The sequence below is a fragment of the Rheinheimera hassiensis genome, assembly GCF_022436675.1.
GTDB classification, from domain to species: domain Bacteria; phylum Pseudomonadota; class Gammaproteobacteria; order Enterobacterales; family Alteromonadaceae; genus Alishewanella; species Alishewanella hassiensis.
Genome location: NZ_JAKUJZ010000011.1, coordinates 49,756 through 61,932, shown reverse-complemented (window position 1 = coordinate 61,932; position 12,177 = coordinate 49,756). Strand labels below are relative to the sequence as shown.

Below are 12,177 nucleotides of genomic sequence, written 5' to 3'. Positions count from 1 at the left end.
CAAAACAGCGCTTGATTGGATTTTTTGCCCGACAAAGTGGACAATCGGCATATTACAGTGTCTTTAGTTTGATGTTTTTCACCTTTACGGTGCTTTTTAATCAGGAATTTTTTGTTTATGCCTATGATTGTTAAACAAATTGCAGCAGAAATTGCCGCCCGCCCAGAGCAAGTTTCCGCGACTATCGCGTTGTTGGAAGAAGGCGCCACCGTACCTTTTATTGCCCGTTACCGCAAAGAAGTGACCGGCGGTTTGGACGATACGCAATTGCGGCATCTGGAACAGCGTTTAACTTACTTGCGCGAGCTGGAAGAGCGCCGTCAGGTGATCTTAAAAACCATAGACGAACAAGGCAAATTAACCGCTGAGTTAAAACAAGACATACTGTCAGCCGACAATAAAACCCGGCTGGAAGATTTATATCTGCCGTATAAAGCCAAACGCCGCACCAAAGGCCAGATTGCGATTGAAGCCGGCATTGCCCCTCTGGCCGACGCGTTAATGGCGAACCCCGGCCTGACCCCGGAAACAGAAGCTGCAGCCTATATTAATGCCGAAGCCGCGTTTGCCGATGTAAAAGCCGTACTTGATGGTGCCAAATATATTCTGATGGAGCGCTTTGCTGAAGATGCGAACCTGCTGGCCCGCTTGCGCCAGCACCTGGCACAACATGCGGTACTAAAAAGCACTCTGGTGGCGGCAAAAGAGAAAGAAGGCGCTAAATTCCGTGATTACTTTGCGCATACAGAAAGCTGGAAAACCACGCCCTCGCACCGGGCGCTGGCCATGTTCCGCGGCCGTAACGAAGGTGTGCTGCAACTGCAGTTAGTGCCCGATGCCAATGAAGAAACTGCCCACAGCCTGTGCGAGCAAATGGTGGCCAGCCACTTTAATATTAAAGATGAAGGCCGCGCTGCAGATGCGTTTTTACGCACTGCAGTGCAATGGACCTGGAAAGTAAAACTGCACCTGCATTTAGAAAATGATCTGCTAAGTGAATTGCGTGAAAAGGCCGAAGAAGAAGCCATTAAAGTGTTTGCCCGCAACCTGAAAGACCTGCTAATGGCAGCACCGGCCGGGATGCGCAATACACTGGCGCTGGACCCGGGCCTGCGTACCGGCGTTAAAGTAACCGCCATTGATGAAACCGGCAAGTTGCTTAGCCAAACCACCATATTTCCGCATGCACCACAAAATATGTGGGATAAATCGGTGCGTACTCTGGTCGCACTGTGTCAGCAGCATAAGATAGAGCTGATTGCCATTGGCAACGGCACTGCATCGCGTGAAACCGACAAATTGGCCGCCGATGTATTAAAAGCGCTGCCGGCACAAAAACTGCAAAAAATCATGGTGTCAGAAGCCGGCGCGTCAATATATTCCGCCTCTGAACTGGCCGCGCTCGAGTTTCCGGATTTAGATGTATCGCTGCGTGGCGCAGTGTCTATCGGCCGTCGTCTGCAAGACCCATTGGCAGAACTGGTAAAAATTGAACCCAAAGCCATTGGTGTTGGCCAGTACCAGCACGACGTAAACCAGAGCCTGCTGACTAAATCTCTCGATGGCGTAGTAGAAGACTGCGTAAACGCGGTCGGCGTTGATTTAAACACAGCGTCTGTGCCACTGCTGGCCCGTGTGGCGGGGTTAAATAAAACCCTGGCACAAAATATTGTGTTCTACCGCGACAGCAACGGCCGCTTTAACGAGCGTAAAGAGCTGCTAAAAGTGCCACGGTTGGGGCCAAAGGCTTATGAACAGGCGGCAGGCTTTTTGCGGATTAACAACGGCAAAAACCCGCTGGATGCGTCATCTGTGCACCCTGAAGCCTATCCGCTGGTTGAAAAAATTATCAGTGCTCATCAAAAATCGGTTGAGCAGATTATTGGTAATAGCAGCTTCTTAAAAAGCATTGATGCCAAAGCCTTTGCCGACGAGCATTTTGGTGTGCCAACCATTAGCGATATTTTAAAAGAACTGGACAAACCCGGCCGCGATCCGCGCCCGGAGTTTAAAACCGCCAGCTTTAAAGACGGTGTCGAAACGTTAAAAGATCTGAAAGACGGCATGTTGCTTGAAGGTGTGGTAACTAACGTGACTAACTTTGGTGCCTTTGTCGATATTGGCGTGCATCAGGATGGCTTGGTGCATATCTCGTCGCTGACCGATAAATTTGTCAGTGATCCGCATCAGGTGGTAAAAGCCGGTGACGTGGTAAAAGTAAAAGTGCTGGAAGTAGATATTGAACGCAAACGCATTGCTCTTACTATGCGAATGGACGAACAAGCGGCGCCCAGAAATACAGATAAAGCCGCCGATAAAACCGCGGCACGCCCACAACACAATAAAGCAGCAGCACCCCGCCAGACTAAACCAGCAGACAATAACGCAGTAATGGGTAATGCTTTTGCTGAAGCCTTCGCCAAACTGAAGAAGTAATAAAACGATCGGGTATGGCGTGTGCTATACCCGCTAAACCTGTTGCAGAGATTGTTTGACTTGCGGCTCTGTCGCCGTTTGATAAAACCCGGCGATAACACTGCGCCGAAGTTGCATTTGGGCTGAGCTGGCCAGCGTATCGCGTTGCGGATACACCACGGCGCTACCGCCGTTGTTATCTGACACACTGTAGCTGATATCAGTTTGTGCGACCTGCTCGGCAAAGCCGGAACGGGTTGCTGTTTGTTCTGTGTCGCTATTTTGCCCCGTGACTGAATTTTGTTTAACAAGTTCGGCCTGCGCCTGAATTTGCCGCTGGGCAGCTTCTGCCGCAATGCGTCTGTCTGCTGCCGAAGGCTCTGCCGGAGCTAATGCAGCAGCGCGCACCTGCTGCATTTTTTGTACTGTTGTTTGCGGGTCGCCGGGTATTGGCGAAATGTCTATTTGCACTTCTCCACCCACAGCATACTGCTTACCATCAGGGCCTAGTTCGTAAGAGTAGCTGGGCGCACCAGCGTAACGGCCGCCAACTGCTGCATGAGCCTGCTCGTGGGTTTTTACTTCCTGATCCCGGGCTTTAAGCTCCTGAACTTCTTGTTGTTCCTGCTGCTCGGCTTGTTGCTTTGGCGCCTGCTCGCCTTTCTCGTCTTGCTGGTTATCCGACTTTTCGCCACGGCCATCTATGGCCTGCTGCGTTTCTGTTTCTTTGCCGCTGGCATCGTACAGATTAACCTGCGCTCCGCCATTGTTGCCAGGCCGGGCTTTTTCATCAGTAGCAACCGGTTTTTCAGTACCCGGTTTTGCCGTTTCTTTTACCGGTTCAAATAAATCCCGCCGCACAGCATCACGCCGCGCCATCTCCGTTGGCGGATTGGCGGTGTTAATACTGACATTAGGATAATTTGAGACCAGCATGCTGCTCAGACCCGGATATCAATCACTGTACCCAACACCTCATCGGCGGTTTGAATACTTTTTACATTAGCCTGGGCGTTACGCTCTTCCTGCCCCAACTGCACTAAGCTGCTGGTTAATGAGCCTGGTTGTTCTGCCGTTTGCAACTGGCGCGGCTGCTCTGCAGTCTGGGTTGGTGTAACGGCTTGCTCGGTTTCATTTAGCTGGTTGGCGCGGGTTTGGCGGTTAATATCAATTGTCGCATCCGTGACACCAGCACTGGCACGCTGAAAACCCTGCACACCAGAATACAACGCGGATTGAATGTCCATGATACAACTCCTGCAACATTATTTGACAGTGGTTAATTATTGACCAAAACGAACTAAAAAGAAAGCCAGCGCAAAAAGGGTTTAGCTGCGAACACGCCGCTTAGTTAAAAGCCGGGCTTAGCCACTGCCTGAGCCAGTGCATAAATTCGTCCTGATGCGAAATAAACGGCGCATGCGATGCGTGCGCGGCTATGCTAAACCGCCCTTGTGGCTGCAACTGCTGCAGTAAATCAGTTACTTTTACCGGTACTAATGAATCGAGCCGGCCAAAAAAACCACTGACAGGCTGGGTTAATGCAGCAAACTCAGTGCGTAAATCAGCTTTGAGCAACTGCAAGGCGCCCTCTACTGCATTAGCGTCGGCCATCGGGTAAGCCATTATGGCTTGTTTCAGTACTTTAATGTCAGCGCGGGCAGTGCTGCTGCCCATCGCCTGAATGGCTAAAAAGCGCTCTATTGTCAGTGGCAGGTTTTCACTTAACGAACGGGCGAACTGCTGCATAATCGTCTCTGCCATACCGGGCCAGTTGTGTTGTGCCAGAAAACAAGGCGATGCAGCAATTAACCCCAACTGCTTTACTTTGTGCGGATAACGGTGTGCCAGTGCAATCGCTAGCAGGCCACCTAACGACCACCCGCAAACATAGCTTTGCGCCGGGATCTGTGCAGCCAGTATATCCACTACGGCATCAAGCTGATAAGGCTGTGGATATTCACGGCATAAGCCAAAGCCGGGTAAATCCGGGGTCAGCAACTGCACTTTGCCTTCCGGTTGGTCTTCCGGTTGGCCTTCCAGTTGCTGTGCCACACTTTGCCAGACGCCCTGGTTTACTCCCCAACCATGTAACAACACCAATACCGGTTTGTCTGAAGTCATTTTCTCTGCCATAGTTACAAAATTGTAAATTTAAATGGAATTTAATTTGCTAAGCCAGCTTTTATCTCAGTTCGGCCACTTGTGGCACCTGTTACTGCCCTCGCCTTGCCTGTGGTGTAGTTTACCGGTGCATGGTTCAAGCTGCCAGCTTTGCCGCTGCTGCCAGGAAGCATTGCCGCAGCTGCCGTATCAGCTTTGCCATTTTAATTTGCTGTGGCTGCCGCAGGTAGCAAGAGGCCTGAAAAAACCAAGGTTTGACGCCCTGCTGAGTGTTAGTTACTACCGCCAGCCCTATCAGCACTGGCTGCAACGCTGGAAGTTTCAGCAGGATTATGGCGCCGGAGAGCTACTGCAACAGCAGTTTGCTGCTGTACTGACACAATACAAAGCACAATGCCATCAACTACCCGAAGCGATTGTTTATGTGCCTATGCACCGGGCCAGGCAACGCAAACGCGGTTTTAACCAGGCAGAGTTACTGGCACAAATAGCAGCAAAAGTGCTGGATATACCGCTGTTGCCGCTGTTACAACGCACTGGCAGGCAGCAGGCGCAGGTTGGATTAAGCCGCAAGCAACGCCAGGCCAACTTACGCCATGCTTTTACCCTGCCGCCACAATCCGCTGTGCCGGCATACCTGGCGCTGGTAGATGACGTTATTACCACAGGCGCCACGGCCAATGAACTATGCCGTCTGTTACGCCGCCATGGCGCTATGCACATCAGCCTGTGGACAGTAGCGGTAACGCTGGCAGACTAATTTACCACAGTGCTGAAACTACTACCTAAGTACAGCGCATTTACCAACAAGCGGCTTGAGCCATAAAAATACCCGCGAAATACCGGGTTATCAGTCATGGCGATAACCCGCCCTTTGCCAACATTGTGCGCCAATAACACCGCACTCTGGCTGATGCGGGGTACATACTCTGCCGCAGTGTAACCTGCCAGTTGTGGTGTGGTGCTGTAAAGTGCGACATTAACAAATGGGAATGCTGATGGCTGCAGCAGTAAAGTACTGTTTTTAAATACCGGCACTGTAGAGCGGGTAAAACCAAATGTTAGCGGGTGGCTTAAATCCAGCTCAGCCTGATAAATAGCGCCGGCAATACGTTGTTTACCCGCCAGTGACTCTTTGTCTTTATAGCTCAGATCATGGCTTGGGATCAGGCTGCTCATTTCCTCGCCCTGCCAGACACCCGCGTTGAGTAAGCCCGCCTTAGCCAGCCAGGCAGCACCGCGTTTGTGGCCCCACAACACGCCACCATTTTCCAGCCATTGCTTTAACCGGTTTACGTCTGCATCATTCCAGCCATTGTAGTTACCATCGGGCAGCACTATATGGGTATAGCGGGTTAGATCCAGTTGCTTTAACTGCTGTGGTTCGGCAATTGATGGCGATACTCCCGCCAGCCGCTCCAGGTTATACCAGGCTTCACCGGCCTCGGTAGAACTAATACCTGGCCCTGCTATCAGTAGTACTTTTGGCATACTAATCACTGCAAAATTATTGCTGCCCAAATCACTGCCTTGCGGTGTTAAACCAGAGCTGATTGCCTGCACCGGTAACGTAAAACGCTGCTGTACGCGTTGCAAACGGTCAAACCAGTCGGCTTGCTGTTGTAAGCCTGCGGCTATCACCATAGTACCGGCTGACAGGCTTACTTCGTTATTGCCGCTTCTTGCAGTAAAGTCTGCCATGGCGGAGCGCACCACCAGCTTTTCAGCCAGCAAAGCCTGCAATAATAGCGGAGCCTGTTGATCCTGCCAGCTAAACGCATAGGCATAAGCCCCAACAGGCAGCGACGCTGGCGCAGCCGGGCGGGTTTGCCAGGTTTCTGTAAGGTTAGATTGTGCCGGTTCACGGTTTACACTATCAAAGCTGATGTTGTAGGCATAGGGCAAGGTCCAGGCGGAAACATCATAAAAGGTGTTATCCGGAAAATTTTTCTCTGTGCTGAACATCGCTTTGATCAACCGGTACTGTGGCTGCTGCAGTGGCACATAGTAGCTATTTAACGCCGGGTATTTTTCGCTTTCATCCTGCCAGTCGCGGTTTAACTGATATACCTCTACATGATGGCGCTGCAATACGTCCAGCAGTGCTGCCAACCTTGTTTGATCAGCACTTTCGGTCAGCATATAGCCTTTCACTTTACTGTTTTTCGCTTGTTGCTGCGCAGATTTGTAAAACTCCCGCTGATAAGACAACAGCGCACTGCGGTTGTCTACCGCGCCACGGATAGTGGATAAAGAAGTCGTCAGCTGGTTTTGGATAGTGGCACTGAAACTTAGCGGGCCGTTAATACTGTCTTGTAAATGGCCGCGGCTGCTGGCTTGCTCAAATAAAATGCCGACACTGCCCTGAATATCAGGATAGGTTGAGCCTTTACCAACATAAAAGTCATCAAAACTTTCTTCGGTATAATATAACTGCTGTGCCTGATCTAAAGCTGCAGCATGATATTTTGCCAGCGCCTTGGTCAGTTCAAAGTTACGCTTAGGCGTTAGCGGATAATTACGGCTGGGAATACCCGGCTGAAAGAAGTAACTGCTGTTGGTGCCCATTTCATGATAGTCGCCCACCACGTTGGGCAGCCATTGCTGGTACTGAGCAATACGTGCACGGCTTTCCGGGTGCTGCAGCAATAACCAGTCGCGGTTTAAGTCAAACCAATAATGGTTGGGCCGGCCATTTGGCCACGGCTCGTTATGTTCCCGATGCTGCGGATCGGCTACCGGTGCCGCTCCCTTATGCATATTGGCCCATATGGCAAAGCGGTCATGGCCGTCCGGATTTAGCGTTGGTTGCAGCAGAATAACGGCATTATTCAGCCAGTTGCGTACTTCTTCATTGTCAGAAGCTGCCAGATATTGCGCCAGCAAAACCGCCGCATTAGCGCCGCTGGGTTCATTGCCATGCACACTGTAGCCCAGCCAGATAATCACCGGAGCATCGCTGTTAAGTTCTTCGCCCCGGCGGGCGGCAGCAATATGTTGCTGGCGGATTTGATCCAGCCGCTGCAGATTTTGTTCAGAAGATATGATCATCTGTAGCAATGGCCGCTGCTCGTGGGTATACCCGATTACTTCCAGTTGGGCCCGGCCTGATGCCGCAGCCAATCGTTCAAAGTAACGCTGGATCTGATCATGGCGCGCATGCCATTCGCCAACCTGAAACCCCAGCACCTGTTGTGGTGTTGGCAGGGTTGAATCTGTCACCGCTGGCACATATGTAGTAGCTGCGGCACTGTAAAAACTGAGCAAAAAAGCGCTCAGGGTAATGTAATATTTCATAAATGATATCCTTTTGGCTGCGGCTAAGTTAGCCAGATCAGGCGGCAAAACTCAAGCGGGGCTGGCTTCAAAGAAACAGGAGGAGTATCATAGCCATTAACCTAGTAATTTAGTCAGGTACTATTATGATCACGATTTCAGAACAGGCACAGCTGCACTTTGCCAAGCTGCTGTCAAAGCAACCGGCCGGCACGAATATCAGAGTGTTTGTGGTTAATCCAGGCACGGCACAAGCGGAGTGCGGCGTATCTTACTGCCCACCAGACGCAGTAGAAGACACCGACTTAACCCTGAATTTTAATGGCTTTGATGCTGTAGTGGACGCTGAAAGCCAGCCGTTCTTAGTGGATGCCGATATTGATTTTGTTACCGATCAAATGGGTTCGCAGCTGACATTAAAAGCGCCAAACGCCAAAGTACGCAAGGTGAGTGGTGATGCCTCATTAATGGAGCGGGTACAGTACGTTATCGACAGCGAAATTAACCCGCAACTGGCAAACCATGGCGGTAGAGTAAGCGTAATGGAGCTGACCAAAGACGGCGTAGCCATTTTGCAGTTCGGTGGCGGTTGTAATGGCTGCTCACAAGTGGACTTAACACTGAAAGAAGGTATCGAAAAAGAGCTGCTCAACCGCTTTAGCGGTGAGCTGAACGGCGTGCGTGACATTACCGAGCACCAGCGTGGCGAACACTCTTACTACTGATACCTGCCGCTTACCTGACTAAAGCTGCGTTTAGCACCCGCTTGTGCTATAAAACGGCTTCGTTTTATAGCACAAGCGGGTGCCCTGCCTATGAAAAATTTTATTTGTGTTGTTGCATTGCTGTTTAGCCTGACATTACCGGCACAGGCCGCCGTAATGCTGATTTATCATCATGTAGCCAGCGATACTCCGCGTGTCAGCAGTGTTACTGCTGATGAATTGCGCGGCCATTTGCAGCACTTTAAAGATAACAACTTTCAGGTTATAGGTCTTGATGTGCTTATCGCTCAGTTACAAAAGGGCGAACCGGTGGCACCTAACAGCGTGGTGATCACCTTTGACGACAGCTACGAAAACAACTTCACCACGGCGCACCCTATCCTGCAGGAATTTGGTTATCCCTACACTATTTTTATCAGCCCAGGCAGCATAGACAAAGGCGACGGCCCTTTGCTGAACTGGCAGCAGGTAAAACAGATGTCAGACGACGGTGTACTGGTAGCAAACCATGCGATGCGGCATGAGCATATGGCCAGGCCCGAAGCCGGTGAAAGCCAGTCGCAGTGGCGTGAACGGATGAAGCAAAGCATTCTGGCAGCAGAAGATAAAATTGAGCAGGTAACCGGCCAGCGCCATCAATGGCTGGCGTATCCTTATGGCGAATACAGCCGTGAACTGGAACAGTTAGTTACCGAACTGGGTTTTATTGGCATTGGCCAGCAATCCGGCGCTATTGGCAACCATACCGTATTAACTCGTATTCCGCGTTATCCGGCGGCCGGCCAGTATGCTGATTTAAAAGATTTAGCGCAAAAGCTGCGCACACTGGCGTTTAACATTACCGATTACCATGGCGTTAACCCGGTGATCAGTGCAAACCCGCCGCAGCTTAAATTGTCACTGCAAACAGACGACTTTAACCGCAACCAACTACAATGTTTTGCCGGTAGTGAAGTACTGCAACCGCAGTGGCTGGACGATAGTACTTTTACTGTTACCGCCAGCAAAGCGTTGAACCGCGGCCGCAGCCGTTATAACTGCACCGCGCCATCTCTGAGCAATAAAGGCTATTTTTACTGGTATTCCCAGCCGTGGCTTAATTAGCGTTAAGCTTGTTAAGCACTAACGGAAAATCTGCCAATAGCTGCTCGGCGTTTATAACCGGCAGCTCCCCCACCTGCATTGGCGGTTTAAACATGGCAACCAGTTGCCCCTGCGGGTTTATCAGTGCCACAGACGCACTGTGATCTACCAGATAGTCTTCCTGTGTTGTGCTGCTTAGTGCGTACATCAGCCCAAGCTGGCGTACAAAAGGGAATAGTTGATCATGGCCTGCTGTCATACCCAGCACATTAGCCTGCTCAAAATAGCTGACATAATTATTTAGCTGCTCGGTGGTGTCCCGGTTAGGGTCCACAGAAATAAACCATACTTTAAGCGGTTGCTTTACCATTGCCGCTAAATCGGGCTGCACACCAGCCAGTTTAGCCAGGGTTAACGGGCAAATATCCGGGCAGTAGGTGTAACCGACAAAAGCCAGCGTCCATTGATTATACAAACGCTCGCGGTTTACTGTTTCACCATGCTGGTCGGTCAGCGTAAAGTCTGCCAGGGCTCTTGGCTGCGGGTAAACCAAGGCCGCCTCTGGCTCGGCGCTTGCCTGCGAAAACTGATACAACAGCACACCGGCAACCATTGCCGCGACAACAAGCAGAACATAAATCAGATTACGAAACATAGATTGGCGATACCTTAAAGTAGTGGTCTACTAATAACAGCAGAAATAATACCATCAGATGGACAATAGAAAACTTAAAGGTTGCCATGGCAGTACCGGCATCGGCATTAAATTTCAGCTTCCAGGCGTACTGCATAAAACGCAGGTTTAGCGCGGCACTGCCTACCAGATAAATAGCGCCACTCATACCTACCAGGTAAGGCATTAAACAGACAATAAACAACAACACCGTATAGAGACAGATCACACTTTTGGTAAATTCAATGCCATGCGTTACCGGCAACATCGGCATATTCACTTTGGCATAATCATCACGCCGGTGAATCGCCAGCGCCCAGAAATGCGGTGGTGTCCAGGCAAAAATAATCATCACCAGCAACAACGCATGGCTGTGGATCTCGCCCGTTATGGCTGTCCAGCCTAGCAGTGGCGGCATAGCGCCAGCCAAACCGCCAATAACGATATTCTGTGGTGTAGCGCGCTTTAAAAACATAGTGTACACCACGGCATAGCCAAACAAGCTGGCCAGCGTTAACCAGGCCGTTAACGCATTTACCGCCAGATACAGCAGCACAAAACCAATAAGCGCCAGGCTAAATGCAAAGGCGGTAGCTTCAGTGGCACTGACACGGCCTTTAGCCACAGGCCGGCTGTATGTGCGGGCCATCTGCGCATCAATGCGTTTGTCTACCACGTGGTTTATCGCTGCAGCGGCGGCAGATAGCAAACCAATACCCAGCGTGGCGGCCAGTAAGGTGGTTAAATCTGGCAAGCCTGGCACTGCCAGCATCATCCCAACCCAGGCTGTCAGCACCAGCAAAGCCACTACTTTAGGTTTAGTCAGTTCCAGATAGTCGCGTGCCCGGTTGATGCCAGCGCGTGAACGTGTAATAGCTGTCATAAGCTCTCCTTGCCGGTAGTGTTAGCTGTTCGCAGTTGCATACATATTATTACCAGCAACATTAATAAGTTAGCAGCAACAAAGTTGTGCGCTACCGCGTTAGCCAGCGGTAAATGCAGCGCCACATTAAGCACACCCAAACTAAGCTGTAGCAGTAACAACCCTGCTGCGGCTAAAGTAAGCCGCTTTAATACCGTGCTGTTAACCCGACGCCACAGCTGTAGCAGAAAAGCCGACAACACAATTAAAGTTATAACAGCGCCAAACCGGTGGAACACATGCACTGTCTGACGGGCTTCCGCCGACATCACTCCGTACTCGTAGTCGTCATGCCCCAAGTGTAAATCAAACGCTTCACTGATATTCATGCGCTGCAGCCAGCCCGCTTCGCATACCGGTAATTCTATACAGGCCAGTGCGGCATAATTTGCTGCGGTCCAGCCGCCCAGTGCTATCTGCACTGTCAGCACAGCAACCGCAATTATGGCAAAGGGTTTTAGTGATACCAGCTGTGGTTCATACACCTGGTAGTTGGGGTGCAGTTTTAGCCAGTACACCGCCAGCAGGCTTAGTAGTGTAAAACCGCCCAGTAAATGCCCCATTACCACTAGCGGCAGTAAATTCAGTGTTACTGTCCACATGCCAAGCGCTGCCTGAAACACCACCAGTGCCAGCAAGGCAGTGGGTATTAACCTGCTACTTTGTTTGCGCAGCAAAGCGACAAAGAATATTGCCGCGATTAACAGCCCCAGGCTGCCGGCAAAATACCGGTGTACCATTTCATTCCAGGCTTTATGCGGCTCAAGTGGCCGCTCTGGAAATGCTTCCATTGCCGCCGCAATATGATGCTCCTGCTTGGGTACCTTTAAAAAACCATAACAACCGGGCCAGTCCGGGCAGCCAAGCCCGGCATCTGTCAGCCGGGTATAAGCACCCAGCAAAATAACGCCCATGGTAAAAAAAATGGCGATGGTCGCCAGCCATTGTTGTGTTTTCAT

The 12,177-nt window shown here is 50.8% G+C and carries 11 protein-coding genes; 4 read left to right on the top strand and 7 right to left on the bottom strand.

The features are described 5' to 3' along the window. Nucleotides 1-117: 117 nt before the first annotated feature. A complete protein-coding gene (locus tag MJX74_RS20115) occupies nucleotides 118-2,436 on the top strand; it encodes a Tex family protein (protein WP_240224798.1) in 2,319 nt (772 codons plus the stop codon). Nucleotides 2,437-2,469: 33 nt separating this feature from the next. Here the strand turns inward: MJX74_RS20115 and MJX74_RS20110 are convergent, their stop codons facing one another. From MJX74_RS20110 to bioH, 3 genes are all read right to left on the bottom strand, one after another. Next, a complete protein-coding gene (locus MJX74_RS20110; RefSeq protein WP_240224797.1) occupies nucleotides 2,470-3,351 on the bottom strand; it encodes a putative metalloprotease CJM1_0395 family protein in 882 nt (293 codons plus the stop codon). A 5-nt stretch (nucleotides 3,352-3,356) separates the two neighbouring features. Further along, a complete protein-coding gene (locus tag MJX74_RS20105; protein WP_240224796.1) occupies nucleotides 3,357-3,662 on the bottom strand; it encodes an excinuclease ATPase subunit in 306 nt (101 codons plus the stop codon). 100 nt (nucleotides 3,663-3,762) lie between these two features. Further along, the gene (gene bioH, locus MJX74_RS20100; protein ID WP_240224795.1) at nucleotides 3,763-4,539 is read right to left on the bottom strand and encodes a pimeloyl-ACP methyl ester esterase BioH; all 777 of its coding nucleotides are present in this window, start codon (nucleotides 4,537-4,539) and stop codon (nucleotides 3,763-3,765) included. A gap of 34 nt (nucleotides 4,540-4,573) precedes the next feature. On the opposite strand from bioH, the gene MJX74_RS20095 reads away from it, so the two are divergent. After that, nucleotides 4,574-5,299, top strand: coding sequence for a ComF family protein (locus tag MJX74_RS20095; protein WP_240224794.1), 726 nt, complete (start codon nucleotides 4,574-4,576; stop codon nucleotides 5,297-5,299). On the opposite strand, the gene MJX74_RS20090 is transcribed toward MJX74_RS20095, so the two are convergent. After that, nucleotides 5,296-7,836 carry a M14 family zinc carboxypeptidase gene (locus MJX74_RS20090; protein WP_240224793.1) on the bottom strand — a complete coding sequence of 847 codons (2,541 nt, stop codon included), beginning with the start codon at nucleotides 7,834-7,836 and terminating at the stop codon, nucleotides 5,296-5,298. The genes MJX74_RS20095 and MJX74_RS20090 overlap by 4 nt on opposite strands. Before the next feature lie 125 nt (nucleotides 7,837-7,961). Here MJX74_RS20090 and nfuA point away from each other — a divergent pair, with 125 nt between their 5' ends. Both nfuA and MJX74_RS20080 read left to right on the top strand, forming a co-directional pair. After that, complete coding sequence (gene nfuA, locus MJX74_RS20085) at nucleotides 7,962-8,540, top strand: Fe-S biogenesis protein NfuA (RefSeq protein ID WP_240224792.1); 579 nt, start codon at nucleotides 7,962-7,964, stop codon at nucleotides 8,538-8,540. Between the two features lie 90 nt (nucleotides 8,541-8,630). Continuing rightward, entirely contained in the window at nucleotides 8,631-9,644 is a 1,014-nt protein-coding gene (locus MJX74_RS20080) for a polysaccharide deacetylase family protein (protein WP_240224791.1), read from the top strand. On the opposite strand, the gene MJX74_RS20075 is transcribed toward MJX74_RS20080, so the two are convergent. The 3 genes from MJX74_RS20075 to MJX74_RS20065 are packed head-to-tail and all read right to left on the bottom strand — an operon-like array spanning nucleotide 9,637 to nucleotide 12,177. Continuing rightward, the gene (locus MJX74_RS20075; RefSeq protein WP_240224790.1) at nucleotides 9,637-10,278 is read right to left on the bottom strand and encodes an SCO family protein; all 642 of its coding nucleotides are present in this window, start codon (nucleotides 10,276-10,278) and stop codon (nucleotides 9,637-9,639) included. The two genes, MJX74_RS20080 and MJX74_RS20075, sit on opposite strands and share 8 nt — an antisense overlap. Continuing rightward, nucleotides 10,268-11,179 (bottom strand): heme o synthase, encoded by a 912-nt coding sequence (gene cyoE, locus MJX74_RS20070; RefSeq protein ID WP_240224789.1) that lies wholly within the window; start codon nucleotides 11,177-11,179, stop codon nucleotides 10,268-10,270. Before cyoE ends, MJX74_RS20075 begins: the two co-directional genes overlap by 11 nt. Beyond that, nucleotides 11,176-12,177, bottom strand: coding sequence for a COX15/CtaA family protein (locus MJX74_RS20065; protein ID WP_240224788.1), 1,002 nt, complete (start codon nucleotides 12,175-12,177; stop codon nucleotides 11,176-11,178). Before MJX74_RS20065 ends, cyoE begins: the two co-directional genes overlap by 4 nt.